The sequence below is a fragment of the Actinoallomurus oryzae genome, assembly GCF_039541955.1.
GTDB classification, from domain to species: domain Bacteria; phylum Actinomycetota; class Actinomycetes; order Streptosporangiales; family Streptosporangiaceae; genus Actinoallomurus; species Actinoallomurus oryzae.
Genome location: NZ_BAABHF010000009.1, coordinates 430,604 through 451,952 on the forward strand (window position 1 = coordinate 430,604; position 21,349 = coordinate 451,952).

General features: G+C 64.9%; 20 protein-coding genes. 10 read left to right on the forward strand and 10 right to left on the reverse strand.

All coding sequences use genetic code 11. The annotated features are described in order from the left end of the window. Positions 1–43 precede the first annotated feature (43 nt). From ABEA10_RS03800 to ABEA10_RS03815, 4 genes are all read right to left on the reverse strand, one after another. Positions 44–421 carry a helix-turn-helix domain-containing protein gene (locus ABEA10_RS03800; RefSeq protein WP_345457451.1) on the reverse strand — a complete coding sequence of 126 codons (378 nt, stop codon included), beginning with the start codon at positions 419–421 and terminating at the stop codon, positions 44–46. A 120-nt stretch (positions 422–541) separates the two neighbouring features. Beyond that, positions 542–1,021, reverse strand: a complete 480-nt coding sequence (locus ABEA10_RS03805; RefSeq protein ID WP_486303794.1) for an ATP-binding protein — start codon at positions 1,019–1,021, stop codon at positions 542–544. Continuing rightward, complete coding sequence (locus tag ABEA10_RS03810; protein WP_345457456.1) at positions 1,018–1,236, reverse strand: hypothetical protein; 219 nt, start codon at positions 1,234–1,236, stop codon at positions 1,018–1,020. The genes ABEA10_RS03805 and ABEA10_RS03810 overlap by 4 nt, the downstream gene beginning before the upstream one ends. Next, positions 1,233–1,499: a hypothetical protein gene (locus tag ABEA10_RS03815; RefSeq protein ID WP_345457459.1), complete on the reverse strand. Its 267-nt coding sequence runs from the start codon at positions 1,497–1,499 to the stop codon at positions 1,233–1,235. The genes ABEA10_RS03810 and ABEA10_RS03815 overlap by 4 nt, the downstream gene beginning before the upstream one ends. A 151-nt stretch (positions 1,500–1,650) precedes the next feature. On the opposite strand from ABEA10_RS03815, the gene ABEA10_RS03820 reads away from it, so the two are divergent. From ABEA10_RS03820 to ABEA10_RS03840, 5 genes are all read left to right on the forward strand, one after another. Then, the gene (locus ABEA10_RS03820) at positions 1,651–2,709 is read left to right on the forward strand and encodes a hypothetical protein (RefSeq protein ID WP_345457462.1); all 1,059 of its coding nucleotides are present in this window, start codon (positions 1,651–1,653) and stop codon (positions 2,707–2,709) included. Beyond that, complete coding sequence (locus ABEA10_RS03825) at positions 2,706–3,437, forward strand: HAD family hydrolase (protein ID WP_345457465.1); 732 nt, start codon at positions 2,706–2,708, stop codon at positions 3,435–3,437. The genes ABEA10_RS03820 and ABEA10_RS03825 overlap by 4 nt, the downstream gene beginning before the upstream one ends. A 37-nt stretch (positions 3,438–3,474) precedes the next feature. Then, positions 3,475–4,296 (forward strand): phosphotransferase, encoded by an 822-nt coding sequence (locus ABEA10_RS03830; protein ID WP_345457467.1) that lies wholly within the window; start codon positions 3,475–3,477, stop codon positions 4,294–4,296. A 592-nt stretch (positions 4,297–4,888) separates the two neighbouring features. Continuing rightward, the gene (locus ABEA10_RS03835; RefSeq protein ID WP_345457469.1) at positions 4,889–7,318 is read left to right on the forward strand and encodes a UvrD-helicase domain-containing protein; all 2,430 of its coding nucleotides are present in this window, start codon (positions 4,889–4,891) and stop codon (positions 7,316–7,318) included. Beyond that, entirely contained in the window at positions 7,315–8,382 is a 1,068-nt protein-coding gene (locus tag ABEA10_RS03840) for a PD-(D/E)XK nuclease family protein (RefSeq protein WP_345457471.1), read from the forward strand. Before ABEA10_RS03835 ends, ABEA10_RS03840 begins: the two co-directional genes overlap by 4 nt. A 669-nt stretch (positions 8,383–9,051) precedes the next feature. Here the strand turns inward: ABEA10_RS03840 and ABEA10_RS03845 are convergent. Next, positions 9,052–10,134 carry a restriction endonuclease gene (locus ABEA10_RS03845; protein WP_345457474.1) on the reverse strand — a complete coding sequence of 361 codons (1,083 nt, stop codon included), beginning with the start codon at positions 10,132–10,134 and terminating at the stop codon, positions 9,052–9,054. A gap of 1,692 nt (positions 10,135–11,826) precedes the next feature. Between ABEA10_RS03845 and ABEA10_RS03850 the strand changes: the two genes are divergently transcribed. Together ABEA10_RS03850 and ABEA10_RS03855 are read left to right on the forward strand one after the other, a co-directional pair. After that, positions 11,827–12,111 carry a hypothetical protein gene (locus ABEA10_RS03850; RefSeq protein ID WP_345457477.1) on the forward strand — a complete coding sequence of 95 codons (285 nt, stop codon included), beginning with the start codon at positions 11,827–11,829 and terminating at the stop codon, positions 12,109–12,111. 230 nt (positions 12,112–12,341) lie between these two features. Then, positions 12,342–12,767, forward strand: a complete 426-nt coding sequence (locus ABEA10_RS03855) for a hypothetical protein (RefSeq protein WP_345457480.1) — start codon at positions 12,342–12,344, stop codon at positions 12,765–12,767. 2,393 nt (positions 12,768–15,160) lie between these two features. Here ABEA10_RS03855 and ABEA10_RS03860 read toward each other — a convergent pair. Next, a complete protein-coding gene (locus ABEA10_RS03860) occupies positions 15,161–15,403 on the reverse strand; it encodes a hypothetical protein (RefSeq protein WP_345457483.1) in 243 nt (80 codons plus the stop codon). A gap of 15 nt (positions 15,404–15,418) precedes the next feature. Here ABEA10_RS03860 and ABEA10_RS03865 point away from each other — a divergent pair, with 15 nt between their 5' ends. Next, positions 15,419–16,003: a GNAT family N-acetyltransferase gene (locus ABEA10_RS03865; RefSeq protein WP_345457486.1), complete on the forward strand. Its 585-nt coding sequence runs from the start codon at positions 15,419–15,421 to the stop codon at positions 16,001–16,003. An 823-nt stretch (positions 16,004–16,826) separates the two neighbouring features. Here the strand turns inward: ABEA10_RS03865 and ABEA10_RS03870 are convergent. The 3 genes from ABEA10_RS03870 to ABEA10_RS03880 all read right to left on the reverse strand — a co-directional run bounded on the left by ABEA10_RS03870 (position 16,827) and on the right by ABEA10_RS03880 (position 18,668). Beyond that, positions 16,827–17,561 (reverse strand): hypothetical protein, encoded by a 735-nt coding sequence (locus tag ABEA10_RS03870; RefSeq protein ID WP_345457489.1) that lies wholly within the window; start codon positions 17,559–17,561, stop codon positions 16,827–16,829. Next, positions 17,558–17,884, reverse strand: coding sequence for a PadR family transcriptional regulator (locus ABEA10_RS03875; protein ID WP_345457492.1), 327 nt, complete (start codon positions 17,882–17,884; stop codon positions 17,558–17,560). The genes ABEA10_RS03870 and ABEA10_RS03875 overlap by 4 nt, the downstream gene beginning before the upstream one ends. Positions 17,885–18,059: 175 nt before the next feature. Further along, positions 18,060–18,668 (reverse strand): TetR/AcrR family transcriptional regulator, encoded by a 609-nt coding sequence (locus ABEA10_RS03880; protein ID WP_345457495.1) that lies wholly within the window; start codon positions 18,666–18,668, stop codon positions 18,060–18,062. A gap of 59 nt (positions 18,669–18,727) precedes the next feature. On the opposite strand from ABEA10_RS03880, the gene ABEA10_RS03885 reads away from it, so the two are divergent. Then, entirely contained in the window at positions 18,728–19,897 is a 1,170-nt protein-coding gene (locus ABEA10_RS03885; RefSeq protein WP_345457498.1) for an FAD-dependent oxidoreductase, read from the forward strand. 362 nt (positions 19,898–20,259) lie between these two features. Further along, positions 20,260–20,580, forward strand: a complete 321-nt coding sequence (locus ABEA10_RS03890; RefSeq protein ID WP_345457501.1) for a hypothetical protein — start codon at positions 20,260–20,262, stop codon at positions 20,578–20,580. 65 nt (positions 20,581–20,645) lie between these two features. On the opposite strand, the gene ABEA10_RS03895 is transcribed toward ABEA10_RS03890, so the two are convergent. Continuing rightward, positions 20,646–21,236, reverse strand: coding sequence for a P-loop nucleotide/nucleoside kinase family protein (locus ABEA10_RS03895; protein WP_345457504.1), 591 nt, complete (start codon positions 21,234–21,236; stop codon positions 20,646–20,648). Between the last annotated feature and the right edge of the window lie 113 nt (positions 21,237–21,349).

Below are 21,349 nucleotides of genomic sequence, written 5' to 3' on the forward strand. Positions count from 1 at the left end.
GGCCTGCCGCGGTTCGGTCAGGCCCCTGCTTCGTGTCTGGCACTCAGGTTTTGTCTTCGGGATAGATGTCGGCGTAGAGGCCGCCGCGGTTGCGTAAGGTCACGTGCTTACCCAGCAGACGGCGCATCGCGCCGTAGCTGTAATCGAACTTGCTGGCAACCTGGCGGATGCTCCAGCCCTGCGCGTACAGCCGGACCGCGTCTTCGGCGATCTGCTGTTCGGCCTCATGTGGGGTCGCCTCTTCGGCCAGGATTCGCCGGATGTCGGCACGGCTATAGCGCCGATGCCCGCCAGGCGTTCGCAGGGGCGAGAGCTTCCCTTCACGAGCCCACCGGGCAATCGTCGTCGTACGGACGCCGAACAACTCGGCCACCTCGCGCGGCTTGAGCAGCTCATCAGGTACGGGGGAGACGTCGTGCATGAACAACCTTGATCTTCGAAGCGAATCTTGCAGGGGTGGACCCGGCCCTGAGCCGAGGCGCCTGATCGCCGGAGGCGTCGGGGGACACCGGTGGTGATCGTCGTACTCAGGGCCGGGAGTTCATGAGGGGCCAGCCGCCGTCACATTCGCGGGGGACAGTGACTCGGCCGGAGGGGTGCAGGGTCCGACGTCGCCGATTAGCGCCCAGACCGTCTTGCCGCCGGTCGTCTCCAGCCGCCAGCCCCAGTCCTTCGAACACGCCTCGACCAGCAGCAGGCCCCGCCCGTCGACCCGATCGAAGGAGCACCGCTGACGTTCGGGTGCGGCTTCACTGCTGTCGGACACCTCGACCAGGACCCCGCCGACATGGCGGGACAAGGTGAGCTGGAAGACTTCGCCGATCTTCACGGCGTTCGCCGCAAGTTCCACCGCGATGAGTAAGACGTCGTCGGCGATACCGTCCATGCCCCAGTCCGCCAGCGCGAGCCGCGCCACGATGCGCGCCTGTTCAGCGGCGATCGGGTGCGGAGGAAGAGGGAACCGATATTGGAGCCTCTGCGAGTCCCCCGCCGGCCCAGCCGCAGTGTCTCTACTGCTCATGCCGGACGCACCAGACGGACAGACGAGCGAGGGGCGACCCGATCGATGATCTGGCTCGTCCGCTTGTGCAGTGCTTCGAGCTGTGTGGCGATCTCGGTGAGTTCGTCGGCGAGTTCGCACAGTTCAGCAAGGAGAATCTGGCGCTCGCGTTCGGTAAGTGCCATCGGCTTCTTTCTCATCGGGGAACCGCTGGTCAGGTCGTCGCGGGGATTCACAGGCATCCCTCCGCACGCAGGTACGCCTTTATCTGCTCGGCCGCCCCGGGAACGTCGCTGACCGGATGGTGGTGAGGCTCGCTGTCCCACACGTAGCGCTCCCCGTCGGGGCTGATGAGGACGTAGACGTACGCGCCGGGGGTGGAGGTCCGGACGGCCAGCCCCGGATAGCTGTCGCGCATCTCCGAGCCGACCCCGATCGCTTGCAGTTCCTTGCACAGCTCGGCCAGAGCGCGTAGCTCCGGCCCGACTTCCCAGCCCAACGTCTGCCTCCCGGTGGTGGTGGCAGCACCGATGACACGGGGACACGGATCGCCGGCTCCCCCCGGGGGGAAGTCGGGGAGCCTCAGCGGTGACTCGCTCGCGTCGTGTCATCGGCCCTGCCGGTTCTTACGGGAACGACACTGCCGACGTGTGGTGTCACGTCTCGATACCGCCCAAGGCCCCGCCGAGGCTTCTTGTGCTCGCTTTGTCTCGTCTAGTGCTCGTCTGTGTTACCGTCGCGAAATGCCGCAGGGTCAGGCCAGCGAAGACACCGTCATGGAGCCGGTACGCCTAAAAGCCGTACTCCGCCAGAAACACCTACAGACCCACAGCACCTTCTGTCGCGAGTACGACCGAGTCGCCCGCAAGATAGACCCTCAGTTGGTGGGCACCTGGCCGAGCCGCGCCCAGTTCCACCGCTGGCTTTCGGGGGAGTTGAAGGGCCTGCCGTACCCGCATCACTGCCGGGTGCTGGAGAAGATGTGCCCCGGCTGGACCGCCGACCAGCTCTTCGACCCCGGCAGCGCGGAGACCGAATCGTCCGCCGGCGAAGCCAGCCCGATGGTGCCCGCTGCTATGGCCCTGCCGGAGACGGCGATCGCGTCGTCGCCGATCAGCATCCGTCCGTACGTTGAGAAGGCCTTCGACCGCGAACACGTCGTGATCGACTTCTTCGGCTTCTCCGGCGAGACCCTGCACGGTGTCATCCAGGAGCCGTTGGACAAGATCCGTGCCGGTCAGCTCAAGCCGCGCAGCCTGACCGTGCGGATGCTGGTCCCGGACACCTCGGCGCCGATGGCGGTCCCGTGCAGCAGTGAGGACCTGTCCGATGACCCGGAGTTCCGCCAACGCGCTGGCCGGATCATGCTCCGCCACGGCCAAGCCATCCTGGACTCGATCGAGGAGCTGTCCGACCTGGGCATGGTCGAGAACGCCCGCGCGGAAATCCGGGTTCACGGCGTCCCGCCGTTGTTCAAGCTGTACGTCCTCAACAACGAGGAAGCATTCTTCGGCTTCTACCCGATCCGGCACCATGAGGTGAAGATCAAGGGCACGACCCATCCCGTGTACGACCTGATGGGAAAGGAAGCCAGCTTGTTCCGCTACACCACCCGTGACGGTTCACCGGTCGGCGCACAGTACGTCACCCAAGCCCGCCAGTGGTTCACCACCGTGTGGGAGACCATCAGCCGGGAGTTCACCGGATGACCCACGGCACCACCCTGGCCGACGTCATGAACCGCAGCCGCTACCTGCTGTTCGACTTCGACGGCCCCATCTGCAGCATCTTCGCCGGCCTCCCCGCCCCGAAGGTCGCCGCACACCTACGCGAGCTGGTAATCGACCGCGGCATCGAACTGTCCGCCGGAGCCGCAACGTCACGCGACCCGTTCGACGTCCTGCGCTTCGCCGCAACCATCAGCCCCGAACTCACCCGCGAGGTCAACGATGAACTACGCGCGATGGAGCATCGAGCCGCCGAGGTAGCCGAGGCCACACCGCACGCCCGCGAGGTGATCGAGGCAGCGCACGAGACCGGCCGCAGCATCGCCGCCGTCAGCAACAACTCTTGCCAGGCCGTGACCCACTACCTCACGGCCAACGATCTCGCTCCGTACTTCACCGCCATCGTCGGGCGCACTGACCCCGACCCGCGGCTACTCAAGCCCCACCCAGAGCTGATCAACCGTGCCCTCAAGGGACTGGCCGCCGACCCCACCGAATGCGTACTGATCGGCGACTCCCTCAGCGACATCGAGGGAGCCCGCAATGCTGGGACGCTCAGCATCGGCTACGCCAACAAGCCCGGCAAGCACGAGCGCTTCACCACGGCAGACGCCGACGCCATCATCACCGACATGGCCGAACTCCTCCCGCACCTAAGCGAGCACCAGGCGGCGGATCCGAACGCCGCTGACGGACGACGGCACAGGTAGTCCAGCCGGGCCACCGCACGGGCACACCGGACGACAGATGAACATACGCTTGCGAATACCGGCCGATGTGGTCCGCGCCGTGGCCGGCCGTTGGCCAGACAACGCGGCGGAATGGGGCACCAGCGCCGAACGCGAACTGTCCGCCATCTGCACCCGCTACCGCGCAATCCCCCGGACCGTCATGCCCGCCAGGTACGGGTTCGTGGTCGCATCAGACGCCCCAACCGGACCATTGATCATGCGGGCGAGTCCTGATCCTGCCGGCCCCCAGCAGGCGATGGTCTCCCAAACGCTCGCATCACTCCGGATAGCACCCAAGGTGCACGAAGTCGTCTCCACGACCACAGGGACGTGGGTCATCATGGACCGCGTTCGCCCTGGTGATCGCCTCACCAATTGCCGCCGCTCCGGCCTGGATGTCTCCGGCGCTCTGGCGGCCATGCTCCGGCCGATGGTCGGTCAACTGGCTCCGTGCCCGATGCCGTCACTAGCCGACTGGATACAAGGTCGGCTTGAAGACGACGAACTGGCCGACCTGGCACCGAACAGGAGCGTCGCACCGCTCCACCAGCGCCGGAACGCGTTGGCCATCCTCAAAGACCTGCGTGTTGGTGGGAACGATGGTCTCTGCCACGGCGACGCCTCGTCAGGCAACGTCCTGGTCGGTGGCAATGGACTGATGCTCATCGATCCCCGCGGCATGAGCGGGGAAGTCGAATATGATGCCGCCGTAGCCGCATTGAAGATCGCCGGGCAGACCCGACCGACGGACATCGCCGAGCGTCTGTCCCGGCTGATCGGCATCGATACCGAGCGAATCAAGGCATGGGTAGCCGTGGCCGACGCCGCGCGAGTCTAGGAGCCGACGACCCCCGAGACTAGGACGACACGGGAAGGCACCGCCTGGACAAGCATCAACCGAGGAAGGACACCGGAAGGTCCGCCGATCGGTGAGAACTTTCTCTACGTCATCAAGGGCGCCCCGCTAGGCGGGCCGCCGACGGTCAACCGGCCCTCGGGCCGAGCATGCGGCCTCTGCGGGCCGACCCGGCCCGAACCGGTCGACCGCCCAGCAGCAAGGCACCCAATAGCGGCAGAGGTCACCCGATTCCGCCTCGACGCTGCCCCAGTTCCCCGGCCACGTCTGGCGCATCAAGGCCGAGTCACTGCGCGGTCGACGATGTCGTGTCGGCGACCTGGGCCGACGGCACCCCAGCCGTTGAGCCAAGCGGAAGACGGCGGCTGGCGAAAGCCGTAGACGTCCATCCTGACCGAATTCATAGATAGAGCCTGGCAAAAACCTACGCAGCAGTGTGCCCGCAAGATGACTCATGACTCGATCGCCACGAAGGGGCCTGAAGTGTCGGCGGTCTCCTATAGCTTCGTGCCGCAACATTGGTCGGCCTGCCGCGCTCTTCGAAGCCGTGCAGTGCCCGATGAAAGGTGGCGTGTTGAACGCTGAGGAGTTCATTGCTCTCCTGAACGGTCTGCCCGGACGAGCTGGCCGGCCTGCCGTTCGGCGAGGCGACTCTCAATGGGACATCATCACGGTCCGTCCAGATGATCGCGTCCTCCAGATCTTGGCCGGTCCGGGTTCGGGGAAGACCGAAAACCTAGTCTCGAGAATCCTCTTCGAGTTGTTCGTGGGCATCGGCAAGCCGACGCCAGCCAGCCAGATCCTGGTGACAACGTTTACCAAGAAGGCGGCCACCGAGCTCGAAGTACGGCTGGTGGAGCGCTGTGATGCACTGCTCGCGCACGCACGGTCCCAGGGATTCGACGTCGAGGATCCCAAGATCCACGACCTGCGCATCGGCACGCTGCATAGCCTTTGCGACCGACTGCTCGGCGAGTTCGACGACGAGTACACCGAACGCGGCACCCGCCTGATCGACGAACACGAGACCGTGGTCCGGTTGGCGATGGCATACCGCTTCGACATCGGAATCGGCCTCATCGACAGCCTGCTTGCCATCGACGGGGTCACCGCGCTGTTCCGGCCGCCGTGGGACGGCGGCCGGTGGCCGTCGACCAACATGGACAAGGTCAAGTTCGTACAGGCCCTGATCGCCCAGCACACCGAGACCTGGGTCCCGCGGTGCGGAAAAAATCGCATCAACAACGGCCTAGAGGAAATCACCCGCGAGCCCGCGCTGACCGACTCGCTGATCAGGCTGCACGACAAGTGGTGGGCCTACCTCGACCGCAAAAACGTGCTGGACTTCACCGCAATCCAGGAGAAGTTCCTGCAGCGGCAGGACAAGTTGCTCGACAACTTCACACACGTCTTCGTGGACGAGTTCCAGGACACCAATCCGATCCAGTTCGCCATCCACACCAGTTGGCTGCAGAACGAGAGCACCCGGCTGACAGTGGTTGGTGACGATGACCAGAGCATCTACAGGTTCCGCGGTTCAGACATCGATTGCTTCAGAGGGCTAGCGGACTATTGCCTCAGTGAGGGCATCACGTACCGGTCGGGGAAGCTAGAGGAGAACTGGCGCAGTACACGGGCGATCGTCGGATGCAGCGAGGCGTTCCGCAACCTCAGTAGTCTGCGGCAGGTCACGATGGACAAGACAGTACGCCCTGCACCTGTCGCTGCCGCCGGCTATCCGGTTCGGCTCCTATCCGGTCCATGGGCAGACCTTTGCGATGTGGTAGCAGCCGAGCTCGCCGCCGGAGGAGTCTCGACGGAAGTTAGCGGCCCGCCGGAAGCGCCCGTCGACGCGGCGGTACTGCTTTTTTCTACCTCGGAGAAGAGCAGCAGGACCGCGACCAAGCCAGCCGACGAAATCCGGCGCGCGCTGGAGGCTCAGCAGTTGCGTGTCTATAACCCGCGCAACAAGACCGCCGGCGTGCTCGGCAGCCCAGTACATGACATCTTCGCCCTGATCAGCTATCTCATCGACCCCGTACGCGTCAAAAGGATTCCCGGCAGAGCAAGGGCCGTAGAGGTTCACGCCACTTGCCGAGAATCTGATCGGTGGCCATACGCCGACTCACTACATAAGTTTCGCATCGTCGACGGGCATGCGCAGTGCCAGAAGCGATTCCGAAAGAACAATGGCAGCGGCCTCAACGCGCCGCACCCCCGCACTGCGGAGTTGCTGGACTACGTCGACCAGATCCGCGATCGGCTCGTCGCCGCCACAGCCAGCGATAAGCCGCCGGCGCTGACCTTGGCGGGCTTCGTAGCTCGCCTGCTTAGCTTCCCCCAGTTCCGACACTGCGGATACACCCCGGAACTGTTCCGCCAAGCCCTGCTCACCTCCCTCATCGAGTCCCACGTCGCCCCCAGCCGCGAAACCATGCGAAGTCTCGATAGTCCGCTCAGGCCTTCTCGTAATCCGGAAACCGGCCAGATCGACTGGCCCGACGCCTGCTGGAACTTCCTGAACCACTTCGGGGCCTTGTTGAACAGCACCACACTCGACGACCTCGAGGTCGAAGCATTCGCGGACAACGCGATCGCGATGCTGACGTTCCATCAGGCCAAAGGACTGGAGTTCGATCACGTCTACGTCGGGTGCACGGGCCGATCGATCTCACCAGACAACGCCTTGTGCACGGAGTTCTTCTCAGGCAGAGCGATCCCGGCCGTGGTCGTGGATGGGCACTACCAAACCCGCGACCCGGGGGTGTTGGCGATGGCAGCAGCGGACCGTGACCGAGAGGTGTACGTCGCCATCACCCGCGCCAAGCAAACCCTCACAATTCTGCACGACCCTGGCGATACCACCGGTCAAACTCACCTCAATCCGGCACTCGAAACACTGTTCGCCCAGGCAACCCGCACGTTGCATCCCCGCAATCCCGCGGTGCAAGTATTCAGCCTCAACACGACCGGCACTGTCGGCGGCCAGGAGACGCAGGTATGAGCGACATCATTGAAGTCAGCTACACCGGTGACCTACTCGCCCATCGACGTTGCCCGCGATCATGGGCCTATGAGAAGCACGTCGGCCTACACCCGTACGAGCAAGTACAGGCGATGGAGGGACACCTCGTCCACCACTCAATGGAGTGGCTCACGATCCAGTACCGGCGGCACGCCGCAGATGGAGCACCACGCCACGCCACCAGGGCCGAACTGACCACCCAGCTTGACCGATACTCCAAAGTGCTGCACTCGCGGGGAATCCGCACTCGCTTCGCGTCCAAGGCCGAGGTGCTCGAACGGGTCGCCCACAACCTCTATGTGAAAGGAACCGATGAACCTAAGCCGGAGGTGAAAGCGGCCGTCGAAGGGGCCCTGCACGAGGAATACGAACTACGGACCGTGCGGAAGCTGATTCGCGCCGGGACCGATGGCGAGCCCATCCTCGGCGAGGGTGACCGTAAGAAAAAAGTACTGCTCACTGGCATTCTCGATGTCGTCGTCCAACAGCAGTCCGATTTCACCTACCACAGGACGTGGCGGTGGACCAACAAACGTACGCTGGAGGGCGAGCCTGTCCCAGACACTGTGGTAGCTCGACGCAACGACCTCGAAATCTGGGACTACAAAGGCGTCCGAGCAGACAGCCGATATCAGGAAGACTATGTCCGCCAGGTCGTAACGTATACCGCTCTCCTTGAAGAGCGGATGCGCCGGCCGGATCGCTGCGTGCTGTTCTTCACCAACGAGCCGAGGGCCGAAAAACGACTGCTCGTCATCCCGATCGACGACGAAGTCGTCGCCGCCAGCATGGAGTGGACGCTGGAGCAGGTCGGAGAACTCCGCAAGACCGAACTCTTGATGCAGCGTGATCCCCTTGCCGTCGAGGCCGGCGATATACGTCGGCGAGGACTTCCGCTTGGTGAGCGCATCACTAAGGAACTCAAGCAGCAGTGCACCACGTGTGGACAGCGCTTCGACTGCCCAAGCTACGCCGCGAACCTCGGAAGCACCGCAGGTGACCCCCACCCAGACGTCGACCTAATGAATGTACATAAGAACTAGATTTACACGGCATTAGTGTCGCAAGCAAAAGCCAATCTGCTGGGAGCCGCTGGAATTCAAGGTGGGAGCGCTCGACCGTATAACCACAGATCGGCGCTTCCATCTTCGGCACAGCCTCATCTGTCATCAGACGACAGATGAGGCTGTTCTGTGTCAGCTCAATAGGGCGGCCTCGATACGGCGTTTTGTAGTCTCGTCTGGTCACTCGACGTACTTGGCGCAGGCCTTTAAGCAGGACGGCGATGCTTTGGTCGGCCCATCTGGCGACCCGGGTCGGTGAAACTTAGCCATGAGGCAGGTCCTTGTCCGCGCACGCCGAAGAGGAGAGTCGGCCGGAGGGTTGGAGGCCGTCAGGCGTCACCACCCAGCGCCGTTGCGTTGTGGTGTAGGTGTCCCGGCAGCCACACGTCAGTGTCGTCAACGCGACGGTGGCGGTTAGCCAAATGGGGTCAGGGCCGGGGTCCTCAGGAATGCCAGTACGAGGACGGTGGTGACCAGGGACGGGGCGATCAACAGCCACTCCAACTGCACTGCGACCCTACGGCGGCCCACTGACAACCCTCGGTTCCGTCCAAGAGCAGTCGACCCACCGATGGCGAGCGCTTGCCGGAACTGAGAGTCTGTGGAAGTGGGGAGAAGTGCTCGGAGTTTCCATTTCGCTGCTAGTAGCTAATCAGCCGAGTTAATGCCTAGTTGGATACTGTCTCGGCGTTCGACGCAGCCACAGAAACACCAGTCTTCCTCGAGCCAGCGGTTGCGATCCTCCTCCAATATATGAAGTATCCCCTTCCAGGGGAGTGATCTTATGCTCTTTTCAAGCAATTGGTCGAGTGCTTTTCGGTCGACGAGTTCGAGTGTGAAACCTTCCTTCTTTGCGCGGGTAGCGGCCTGACGGGCGTGGTAAGTGAAGTGATCGGCAGTGGATACAACTACAGCGTGCTTCGCGCGTTCTAGGACCATAGAGCCCAGAACATTACGAATCGTCGAAACTGGTTCCGTGGAGCGAGCATATTCACGCCGTTTAACCTGTACGAGCCAGGACCGATCTTCCGCGTCGACTAGAAAGACATCTACGCCGCCATCTCCAGGGCGTCCCACATGGCGCACCTCGACGTACGTGCCAACCTCATCAAATACTCGAGCGACAAGCAGTTCCATATATAGAGGTGACACCGAATGGTATCGTTCAGGATGGCGCTTGAACCATTGACAGATCTCACTGAGACTTCCCTTTGGGGTCTCAGTGGAGAATTCGCGAAGCTTTGCCGAGAGTATAGCTATATCATATTCGTAGACAAGAGTGCCTCGAGCCTCCCATGATTGCATGCGCAACTCGTTGACCTGCCAGTAATAGCATTTTTGGCAATATTCAAGGAAGTATCCACTGCATCGATCGCTTTCGTCGGTGCCAGCTTTGAATCCTTGTGTTTTATCGAGCTCGATCCTGCAATACGGGCAGACTTGGGCGAGCGTCGGGAGTCCGTCGAGTCCAGGTAAAGTGTTGAGTATCGATCGTTTCTTAAGCGATTGAAAACTCGGATACCTAGATAGCGACTGAAATTCTCCGTTAATTGTCAGCTTTTTGTTTACGCGAGCTTTTCTATCGTCAGTAGAGTCGCTCAGCGAAATGGTAGCATAATCGTAAACTAGAGTGCTGACAGTAAGAGGGTTGCTGGGTGGGGTAAGAGGGATTTCTTGTCCCCACAATGCCAACTGAGCGTCAGTTGGCTTGAGACCTGAGTGTGACGACATGCTGCGAGCGTATCGCTCCCGTCTGACACTCGGCGGGTACGGCCATCCTCGGAGTCGGATCACGGTTGGCGATCACTAGAAGTTTGCAGCCCGGAAGGTCAGAAGACTCGAAACATGCATGGAATGACCAGATGGCCGACTTGGGGGACCTGTAGACCGGGTGAAGTTGAAGATCAAAAAGTAGAACGTGTGGGGTCGTCGTCGGTGACGCTTAGGTGGTAACGGCGGGGCTGGCTGGGACTGGACCAGGGTGGGCTCTGCGCGACGGGTGGGAGGATTGCCAGGCAGGTCGGGGAACGGGTGTGGACGAATGTGCGCGCCACTGCAACTCTCGAATCGGGCTATCGAAGGTGGGCTGGCCGACCGCTTGTCTGAGACGCATAAACCGCATCGCATAGAAGTACAGCAACCCCGCCGCACAGACACCCCAACCGTTTCCACCGGAACACGTCTGACCTCGGCAGAGACGCCGGTGAGCCGGGCTGCGTGTAGTTCGCATCGAGAGGGTGTCCTACGGCAGCGTTCAAGACGATCGCCATGGGGGGCACCGCCTGTCGCGGCTGGGGGCGATCGCTGCCGCGCGGCTTCCGGTGCTCAGGCCGTGGCCGGCCCTGCGCTCCGGGTCCGCTTGCCACCGGATGCCGGGCTTCTCGCCGCTCGGCGGCTGCTAACGCTTCTGCTACTAACGGCTCTGGATGGCCGTGGACGGATCTGAACGGCGCGGGCGTCCGGCAGCAGATCAACGAACGTTTGTGGACGGTCCTGGACGTCTCCGATCTTGCTACGGATCAGACGGCCGGGTTCGGGCGCTCGCGGCCATCGCTCGTCAGCAGGTCCGCCAGAGGCTCGTACTTCGGCATGGTCACCGCTCGCTCGTTTCCCGGTCGGCGTCGGGAGGTCATTGTCCTTGACCGTGGCCACGGCCTACAGCATTGGATTCGTGTGACGCAGCGCGGGGATCCTGCTGGGTACCGGCTACTTCTGTGACCGGAGTCGGATTCGAGCCGACAACCTCGGGCCTTATGAGACCCGCGCACTCCGAGTTGCTCTACTCCGCCATGACAATGACAGCCCCCTTGGCGGCTCGACTACTGCTGTATCTCAATCGTCACTTACTGACTCCCGCGTCGCCGCTTAGGGTGTAATACGTGCCGCCAATACCGGTTTGGATCGTCGCGAAAGAGTCCCTTCGCTTCAAGGACACGCCCGGCGCCCGGCCCGGGGCCGCGTACCTTACCGCCGATGAGGTGGAGCGTTACATCCTGACGGTGACGGCGGCAGAGGCGGCCTTATGGGTGTCTTCTGAGACCCACCCTCGCCCCGTGCTGGCCTACCGGGTGATTCCCCGGTCGGGTGACCTGCCCGTCGTCGTGCTCGGCGCACAGGGATTCTCGCGGGCAATGTTCCCGGCGGACGCCGAGCTGATTGGCCTGCTGAGCCACCTACTCGAGGCCCCGCCCCCGGACTTGCTGTACGACGCGCCGCCACCGGCGCCGAAGAAAGTTCCGTCGCTGCCACCCGCGCCCCGGAAGGCGTCGCCGAGGCGCAAGCGGGCTCAGATGGTAGCGCGTAAGAAGCTGTCCACGCCCAAGGTCAGGCGGAAGCCCCCGCCGCCTGTCAACGGGGACCCGGCGCCTCAACTCGCCAAGGGCTCGCGGACACCCAGCCCGGACCCGCCGAAACGGCGGATGCATGTGGCACCTGTCCAGATCGTGTCGGGTGGGCTGCCTGGCCTCGGTAAACGTCGGTAGCGTTTCCACCCCGCTGGCACCGCTACTCGACCATCCGGACGATGGCGGCCCCGACCTCACGCCCGCTCAATGCGCGGCGATGCTGCCCCGGCTGGAAGCAATCATCGACCAGCGGCAGCACGATGGCAGTGACTCCATTCTCCGACGACGCATCGACGACGCTCGCCAGCTGGTCGCCGTCATGCGGCTCTGCCTGGACAAGGACGTGGAGCTCATCTTCGGCTGACCGCCGCACGCAGTCTCCCGTCGGAGATGCCCAGCAGTTACGGGACAGCCCTTAGGCAGTAGACCCCCCCGCAACAATTTCGCAGCGATGTGTGCGGCCATAGGGGCCGGGTCCCCTGTGCCGTAAGTCGCGGAGATTTACCCGCCCCCGGTAGGTAGCTACTGAACTTGATCGGGCTATGTCGGGCGATTGCCTGACAGGTGAGGGATGCGTCCGGTAGATGTGTGCGCGTGAGTGACGACACGCCCAGCGAGCCCACCCCCGAGGACGGCGAGCCCACCTCCTTCGCTGAGAAGACGAAGAACTGGTACGAGAAGCACAAGCCGAAGATCCGCGCCGTCGGCGGCGTGACTCTGGTCGTGGGCCTGGCCGTGGTCGCCTATCTCGCCGAGAGGTACGACGCCGAGGACATCGCGGATTCCGAGCCGGTCTCCGACCCTGAAACGACGGATGAGCCTCGTCGGTCCTCCCTTGACCCTGACCGCGACCCCTTCCTACGGAGGCTCCCCCCCGGTCAGCACGCCAGCGAGGAGGCCAGGGCGAGGTACAAGGAACTGACGGGCAACGACCTCCCCCCTGGCTACACCTTGGTCCGCCGGTGGTTCTTCCCGAGCGACTCCTCGGAGGACGAGGACCCCGGCGAAGCCGCAGCCTGAGCACCTGGGCGGGGGCCTCGCGGCCTCTCGTTCCTGTGCAGTGCCGGCGGAGCCGCTGCAGAACGTCTCTGCCGCCGCTGACCTGCGGTTCACCCGGCGAGGGCGAGCGGGAGGCCCCGTCGACCTTGGATAGGGCAGCAGAACAATGTACCTCCGGCGGGGGCCTCGGGGATGACCCGATTTCTCTCGGGGCATGCGGTCCATCGGTGGTTGAGACGGAAGCCGGAATCTCCCCTCCGCCGACGTCTCAGGCAAGGCCAAGCAGGCCAGGCCCTCTTCCCGGTGGGTGGGACGACGGCGGAGGGGAAATCTCGGCAGCGGGAAAATGCGCGCTGCGTCAGGAGTTCTAATCACACTAAATCAGCGCAGCAGATGCCAGATATCAGGCCAGCAGAGCAGCCACCCGAGCCACCGGATGAGGCCGACCACGAATCGTCGAGCTCTTCTGGTGGCAGCCCGCCGTTCTCGGCTACCATCAGCCAGCCGTTTGATCTCCGCATACAGGACTTCCACTTTCGCCATGATCATGTGCATCTGCTGCACAGACAGAATGAGGCGATCGAGAAGCCTCGCTAGGCACTCGAGCACAGAAGCGCCACCTACTAGCTACCAACGCGGCGGCAGGAAAACTGCTCCTGTTCTGTGGCCGGTCGCTCTTCGGCCATCTACGTCTCGGGCAGTGGCCGCGCGCGTCGGTTGGTAGGTGGCCTCCTTTCGATTACCCGGATTAATCGTTGTGAGATGCTCCAGAGCGGAGACTGGTTCGCCCGAGACTCTGGACTCAGAATACCTGACGGCTGCGACAGCACTACAAGCTGCGACGTTGTCGGTTCGTTCCCGGTTCCTATGAGTCAGGGCGGGCGATTACGTTGAGTCGCGTAGTGGGGTATGGTTGACAGTAACTACAGCAACCACCGCCTGCCATGAAGTCGACCAGCGCCGGCCTCGGCGGGACATCGTGATCAGGGTGGTTGCTCTTCCTTATAAGCGGAAGGTCGCACAGCCGATGCGTGGACCCACCCGGCCCGATGTCCCGTGCTACTGCGGCTGAGGTCGTCTGCTGTACAGCTCACAAGTACAGCAACGCCGCCGCACAGACACCGTCAGCTGCTTCCTCCGGAACACGTCCAACCTCGGCAATGACGTCCCGTACCTGGGACTGCGTGTAGTTCGCATCTAGGTGGTCAGGGCTTGCCAGCTATCGTCTAAGACGATCGCCGGTGATAACTCTCGCCGTTGGGGTTGGGGCGATCGCTGCCGCGCGGCTTCCGGCGCTCAGGCCGTGGCTGCGCTGCGGGTCCGCTTGCCCTCGGACACTCGACGTACTCTGGTCGTCGTGGATGCGGCGGAGATAAGTGGCCAGGCGTGGAGGGATTAGGTTTGGCGTTGGATCACGGTCGAGCAGGACTCAACACCCCTGGCCACGACAAGGAGAACCTCACATGGGCTGGCCCCTACTCCCGCTAGTAGGCCGCGGGCTCATCCTTCTTGCCGCCCTGGCCATCCCACTCATCGTCGTTATCGCTCTCCTGCCCGCCGTCCTCGCCTGGCCTCTGCTCTCCAGCAGCCGCCAGAAACGGCTCCGCGGCTTCGTCTACCTCATCCGCCAATGGACCACCGAACTCGTAGCCGATACACCCCCAACACGGCGTCGCTCTCGATGGCAATAGCCCGGTACACGAGTTGCTAACAGGCCCGCTATCGGTGGCCGGCACCCAGGCGGGGCGACCCTCGTGGCGTGCACTTAGCGTGCAACTAGCCAGGGTGAACAGGGACCAATAGGGGTCACTCACGGACCATCGCAGCCGCAGGCCAGGGCCGCTGAAGGCCAGTTTCCATTTAATTCCCAAGCTGGTAGTGCGGGTTCGATTCCCGTCACCCGCTCGCGCTGGCCCAGGGGGGCGACCCCCTGGAACCCCCGATGTGAGGGGCTCCGCCCCCACGCCCCCCACTGGTTGTTGCCGGAGGAGGGCTCGTTTCGTTTTGACGCCCGCTCGCACGTTTCTCGGCCTTCTAGCGCTCAGCCTGCTTCGCCTCCGCCCGCCGGGCTATTAGCGGGCAATTGGGCACATCGGGGGCCATCGTCCCCGCCATGCCGCCGTCGTCTTCGTCGCTAGAGCGAGCCTCCTTCAGGAGCTCGGATTTCCGGAAGGGCCGATGCCGGGTGTTCACCGTCCGCCGACCCAGCGCGGACTTGTGGCCAGGGATCAGCGGCCCCGCTGCTCTGCCGCCGCGGCCGTGGTTGAGTCGGGCAGGACCAGTGAAGAACTCTCCCACATGGACACCCAGCTAACACAGTGGCAGCGTGTCCCCGAAGTGGTTGGATTCCGCACCGTCGGACCGTGCCTTCCCATGAGAGAAGGACAGGACATCCCGGACATGACCACGCGCCCCTACGTGCTCAGCAGCCCGAACAGCGTCCCGAAGCCGATCATGACGAGGGCCAGAGCGTAGAGCCACCGGACCAGGATCGGAGGCGCCCGCCGCTCGAACGTCAGATCAAGCAGGGCGCCGACGAGGGAGTCACGGCGGACCGGATGGCGGGGAGCCGAGTCATAGCGGTCTGTCAGTTCCTGTAGGGCGATCGCCGCATCGTTGCTGGGACGTCGCCCGCAGTAATCCGTTTTGTGTGTCACCACGGCTCTGTCAGCATGACGCCCATGCGCCACCCTCTTGACACGCTGGACTGGCCGATTTCCACCGACCGACTGCTGTTGCGCCGGGCTGCCCCCGACGACCTGGACGCGACCTGGGCCTACCGGCAACTACCGGAGACTCACGAATGGGTCCGGGCCGCCACGGTGACGTACGACGACTACCGTGAGCGTTTTCTCCGCGATGAGCAGCTCGCAGACCTGCTCATCGTCGAGCTGGACGGCCGGGTGATCGGCGATCTGACGCTGCAGATCCAGGACGCTTGGGCCCAGGAGGAGGTCGCTGACCAGGCGAAAGGCGTCCAAGGAGAGCTCGGGTGGACGTTGGATCCCTCCTACGGAGGCAAGGGCTACGCCACCGAAGCGGTACGCGCCCTCATCGACGTCGCCTTCGGGAGTCTTGGCCTGCGCCGCCTGCAGGCGGACTGTTTCTACGACAACGAACCTTCGTGGCGGCTCATGGAGCGGGTTGGGATGCGCCGCGAACAGCACACGGTGAAAGACTCTCTCCACCGCACCAGGGGATGGCTCGACGGTCTCTCATACGCGATCCTGGCCGAGGAATGGCCCGCTTCCGAGTGATGGGGAAGATCGCGCCGGATATTTCGTCGGCATGCTCGGCGTCTGCGTCACCATACGCAAGCAGGACAAGGCGCATGGCGTGGAGGTCACCACGTCGAAGGAGAGCGAAGGCCGTGTCGTAGGTGACCGCCGTGTCCGAGTCTAGGAGGAGACGGCCCAAGACGACGTCCGCTCCATAGTCACCGGCCAGGAGCGCCAATTGCCGCCCGGCTGCGGCACGTTCCTCCCAAGACGACGATCTGGCTGCACCAACCAGCCTGTCCAACTGGTCTGACGCTCCCGGTATATCCACACCCACGAGATTGCCAGAGCGTCCCCGAGGCCACCCGATGTTTTAGGGCTGCCGTAGGACGACACCGTCGGAAGGCTCACCCGCTGCCGGCTTGCCCATGCCCCGATCGGTGATCCGCGCCCACGTGAGGGAACCTCGCGGCGCGCAATTAGCCTGCAACTAGCCGGGGTGAACAGGGGTCAATAAGGGGCACTCGCGGGCATGCGCATCCACAGGTCAGCGGCGCCGAAAGCCGATTTCCATTTGATTCCCAAGCTGGTAGTGCGGGTTCGATTCCCGTCACCCGCTCGTGCTGGCCCAGGGGGCGACCCCCTGGAACCCCCGCTGTGAGGGGCTCCGCCCCCCACGCCCCCCACTGGTTGTTGCCGGAGGAGGGCTGTCTTCGCAACAGCGCAGACGAGCGCGAGGCGCGCGGCCTGCCGCCGTACCCGCTCAAGATCACGGTCACCCGCACCGGAAACCTCGACCGCGACCTGAAGTTCTGGCACCACGGCGGGGACAATCAGCCGGCGGGCGGCTCGGCGCGGGGCGTCACTTCGGTGGCTGCCAGGGGCCTGATGGCCAGAGTGAGTCGTCCCGTAGCCACTCTGGGCGTCGTGCAAGGGCGGCCACGGGCGGCACCAGAGGCGGCCAGGAGGCTGGAGCGTGCGGGGGCACCGGCGGATACGCCGACGTGGCGACGGGCCCCTGCCGGACGTGCGGCGGCCAGGGCCGCCCCCACGTCGGGGCCGCCTCGAACGGGGTGCCGTCCGGGTGAAACTCATGCTTCTTCAGCGCCCGGTGGCGCTTGCCCATGGTCGAGATGACCGACATCAGTACGATCGTGGCCACCATCCACCACAGACCGCCGCCGAGAAACGGCAAGTTCGATCCGAGGGGGACGCCGTCCACGATGTGCGCCAGTACCGTGCCGCCGGTTTCCCCGGCGACTAGGACAGGGCCCCCGAGCAGGAAGAAGCCGAGACCGTTGCGCACGGCGAACCAGCGGCCGAGGATGTCATCACGGGCCCACCAGCGGTAGGCGTAGGGCAATCGGGCGCCGAACCCGCGGTAGAGCAGCCAGCGCCCCACAGGAGGGTGGGCGCGCCAGCGCGTCCGCAGTCCCCCGCGGACGACGTCCCAGGACTCACGGATCGAGGGTGTCTCCCGGCCCGGCATCGCGACGTCCAGCAGGGTGCCGAGCAACTCGTCCCCGCGGGCGGCGCGGTAGCGCGGAGGGTAGGCGCGCAGCAGCGTGAGGCAGCGTCGCTCGTACGGTGTCGTCATGCAGGGCTCCCAGAGATCCTCGGGCCGGCCAGCCGCCGGCGAGCCCGCGCCGCCAACGCGGTCAGCCTCTGGGTCTCGGCCGCCAGAGCCTCGCGGCCAGCACCGGTGAGGCAGTAGTAACGGCGGAACCTGCCCCGGACGACCTCTTCGCGGTCGCGCGTGATGAGGCCCTCATCGGCCAGGCGGTCCAAGGCGCCGTACAGCGTGCCGGGCCCGAGCCTGACCCGGCCGTCCGACAGCTCCTCGACGGTGGTGATGATGCTGTAGCCGTAGAGGGGTTCGGGCGCGAGCGCGAGCAGGATCAGATAACTCTGCTCCCGCATCGGCTTAGGCTCCACAAGACCCAATATGACGTTACGCGATATATACCGCAACTCTGGCCAGTAGTACGGGCGCAGCCGGAAGACGGCGGAGAGGCCGCAGCCTCACCACAGTTCGGAGGCTTTTGTCGGAGCTCGACGGAGCGCACAGCGCCGCTGAGCTCTAGCCGACCTGTTCTCACCGGTGATCGCTGTACCGATGTCCCCCAAGGCCGGGACCCTCATCGTGTACGCCACAGCCCCGCATGATGACCTGGACCATCTCCTGGACGACGTCCCTGCTGACGCTCCCTGGCGGCGAGGTGACCAGGGTGAACAGGGCGCTCGCGTACAACGCGATCAGAGTGGAGATCGTCGAGCGGGGGGTGGTGAGGCCGAGTTTGTCGTGGTGGCCGGCGGTGATCTGCAGCGCGGCGTCCTGCAGGCTCTCGAGCGCTGAGGCGAGCGCCGGTCGGCGGGTGGCCTCCAGTTGTAGTTCGAAGATCGCCAGATAGCGGTTGCGCAGGGTGGTCGCCGCTGTGAGCAGTGAAGCCGTCAGCAGGTCGACCAGGGGCGCGGGCTGCTCGGTGGCACGGTCGGTGTCGGCGTGATGGAGCTCGACGATGCGCTCCGCGGCGGCCACCAGCAGCGCTTCCCGGCTGCGAAAGTAGTTCGAGGCCGTTCCCGGCGGCAGGTCCGCTTCCCTCTCCACCGCGCGATGGGTCACTCCATGCACGCCCGAGGACGCCAGCAGCTCGATGGCGGCATCGGCCAGTGCTCGGCGACGGGCCGGATTCGTGGGCGGCATGGGCCAATGATACCAATAGCCGTACTAGTACGATCGTATTGAATGTGCGAGGAGGTCCCATGAGGATCGTGGTGGTCGGCGCCGGGCTCGGAGGAGTTGCGGCCGCGGTGGGGCTACATCGCACGGGCCACGAGGTGACACTGCTCGAACGGGCCGCCGAGCTGCGGGAAGCGGGCACCGGGATCGTGGTCATGCCCAACGGGCTTCGCGCGCTCGACGCGCTGGGACTGGCTGAGGACGTCCGCGGACACGATATGCAGGCCGTCCACGGGCACGATACGCAGACCGCCCGCTGGGGACTGCGGGACCGGCTCGGACGGCCGCTGCTGGTCACCGACCTGGCCCAAGCGCAGCAGGTGGTCGGGATGCCCGCCATGATCGACCGGGCGGAACTACACCGGGCGCTACGCGCGCCGCTGCCCGCCGACCTGGTGCGAACCACGACCCCGGTCGAACGCCTGGAACCCGACCTCACCGGGGTGACCGTGATCAGTGATGGCGAGCCGGTCGCGAGAGCGGACGCCGTGATCGCGGCCGACGGCATCGGCAGCAAGCTGCGCGGGCGGCTCTTCCCCGATCACCCCGGGCTGCGGCGGACCGGCCGGATGGACCTGCGCGGCATGCTGCCCCGCCCTCCCGGCATGGCACCGGACCTGCTCGTCAGTCAGTTGGTCGACCGCCGCAGCGGCGCGATGTTCGGCCTGTTCCCGGTCGGCGAGGACCGTCTGTACTGGTTCACCGACTCCCCCTTGGACGGCACGCCGCCCGACGCGGACGAGGCACGCCGGCAGATGCTGTCCCTGATGGCCGACTGGCACCCCGTCGTCACCGAGCTGATCGAGGCCACCCCGCCCGCCGACATTTACGTCGACCCGGTCACCCGCCTGGCCGAACCCCTGCCCTCGTTCGTGGCCGGCAGGGTCGCGCTCCTCGGCGACGCCGCGCACGCCATGCCACCCGACCTCGGTCAGGGCGCCAGCCAGGCCTTCGAAGACGCCGCCGCGCTGACCCGGCACCTGATGGGCGCGAAACCGGCCGATGTCACCCAGCGGTTCCTGCGCTACGACGCCGAGCGCAGGCCCAGCGCCAACCGCATTCTGCGCGCGGCGTCCCGGCAATCGCGGCTGACCTCCCAGACCGGCGCCACCGCGTGGCTACGCGACATGCTGCTCCGCGCCGTACCGTCCCGGCTGGCCGCCCGGCAACTCGCCGCCCTCTGGCACGCCTGATGCACCATCTCAAGCCACCGGTTCCCCGCCGTTGGGCTTGGCGGCCGTAGCACGCGAGGCGGTCTGCGGGACGCGATGACAAGGTCGCGCAGTTCGTCAGGGCGTTCGGTGACCCGCATGCCGCCGTACGATCCGCCTGTCGGCGCCAAGCCGCAAAGGACCAGATCGGCCGGGTCGTGCATCCGGCGGGGGCCTCAAACTCCGGGATCGGCCGCACCCACGGGCCGAGCTGGCCGGTGGGTGAGGTGGAAGTCTGGTCATCCCGCCCGCCTTCGTCCCAGGGCAAGCCGATCAGCCCCCGAAGGGTGGGCCGAAAACAGTGCCCCCCGAGATGGGGCGATCGCGTCAGTAGTCTCGGCTGCGTGAACAAAGCGATCTTTGACGAGGTCGCGGTGCTGTGGGCCGAACATCTCGGTGCGCCGTGGCCTGATGATCTTTACTGGGTGGACGACCGTGATGGCAACATGCCCGAGATCGACGGTGCGATGGCTGGATGCGTCTCGGACTATGTGAAAAGCCGCGGTGCGGTGGATGAGGAGCGGTGCCGCGTCCTCCAAGAAGGCGCTCGTGCTCTTCGCAGGATGCTTCCCCGCCTGCGTGGCGAGGCCGCGGTATATGTCCGCCGCTTGATCCGGATGGCGGAGTTGATCGATCACGATGGCCGGTCAGCCTCTCAGGTGTGACCGCCACAACGGTGAGTCAAGCGGCGCCACCGCCCACGCCCGTGCGTACCCGTCAGAGCGGACGATCACGGTCGCGTACGGTCGGACCTTGCCTGCCGCATCCGCTTGCCGTCTCCGTGAGCCTGGCGCAAGTCGGCCCTGGCCAGCACCTCGTCGGCCAGCTCAGCCGGGGTCAGCCTGTCCGAGCGCAGCATAAGCGTCCCGCCCGGCTGACGGGCCGCGGCGGCCACCATCTCATCCACGCCGGTCATGCCGAACTCGCGGGCCGCCTGGTCCCACTCCTTGTCGGGGTGAGTCACGCGGGCGTTGAGCCGCTCCCGAAGCACCCCGGCGTCCACCTCCAGGAAGACGTGCAGGACCTCCTCACCCGCGTCGGTCAGGCCACCGAGGATCTCCGCCCGGTAGGCGTCGCGGATCAGCGACATGGGGACGATGAGCGTATCCGCGTGGTGTCTGCGCAGCGACAACGCCGTCGCGACGACCAGTTCCCGCCAGCTCGGCAGGTGCTGGAAATCGCCGTTGGGCGGCATCCACTTCCAGAGCATGAGGCCGACGTCCTCCGGGTCATACACGACCGCGTCCGGAAGCCGCCGGTGCAGTTCCTCCGCGAGCGTCGTCTTGCCCGCGCCGAACCCGCCGTTGATCCAGATGATCACGCAGCACAAGCTATCCGGTCGTCTCGGGGCGCGGTGATGATGATCCCGGGGTCGAAGGTCGTGTCAAACCTCAGAGCCCGGGCGACAGATCCGACTGGAAGGTGGGTGACACT

What these genes read in the sequence shown, in the direction of transcription:
- ABEA10_RS03800 (WP_345457451.1), bottom strand. Translation starts at nt 421, where the DNA reads ATGCACGACGTCTCCCCCGTACCTGATGAGCTGCTCAAGCCGCGCGAG.
- ABEA10_RS03805 (WP_486303794.1), bottom strand. Translation starts at nt 1,021, where the DNA reads ATGAGCAGTAGAGACACTGCGGCTGGGCCGGCGGGGGACTCGCAGAGG.
- ABEA10_RS03825 (WP_345457465.1), top strand. Translation starts at nt 2,706, where the DNA reads ATGACCCACGGCACCACCCTGGCCGACGTCATGAACCGCAGCCGCTAC.
- ABEA10_RS03830 (WP_345457467.1), top strand. Translation starts at nt 3,475, where the DNA reads ATGAACATACGCTTGCGAATACCGGCCGATGTGGTCCGCGCCGTGGCC.
- ABEA10_RS03840 (WP_345457471.1), top strand. Translation starts at nt 7,315, where the DNA reads ATGAGCGACATCATTGAAGTCAGCTACACCGGTGACCTACTCGCCCAT.
- ABEA10_RS03845 (WP_345457474.1), bottom strand. Translation starts at nt 10,134, where the DNA reads ATGTCGTCACACTCAGGTCTCAAGCCAACTGACGCTCAGTTGGCATTG.
- ABEA10_RS03850 (WP_345457477.1), top strand. Translation starts at nt 11,827, where the DNA reads ATGTGGCACCTGTCCAGATCGTGTCGGGTGGGCTGCCTGGCCTCGGTA.
- ABEA10_RS03865 (WP_345457486.1), top strand. Translation starts at nt 15,419, where the DNA reads ATGACGCCCATGCGCCACCCTCTTGACACGCTGGACTGGCCGATTTCC.
- ABEA10_RS03870 (WP_345457489.1), bottom strand. Translation starts at nt 17,561, where the DNA reads ATGACGACACCGTACGAGCGACGCTGCCTCACGCTGCTGCGCGCCTAC.
- ABEA10_RS03875 (WP_345457492.1), bottom strand. Translation starts at nt 17,884, where the DNA reads ATGCGGGAGCAGAGTTATCTGATCCTGCTCGCGCTCGCGCCCGAACCC.
- ABEA10_RS03880 (WP_345457495.1), bottom strand. Translation starts at nt 18,668, where the DNA reads ATGCCGCCCACGAATCCGGCCCGTCGCCGAGCACTGGCCGATGCCGCC.
- ABEA10_RS03885 (WP_345457498.1), top strand. Translation starts at nt 18,728, where the DNA reads ATGAGGATCGTGGTGGTCGGCGCCGGGCTCGGAGGAGTTGCGGCCGCG.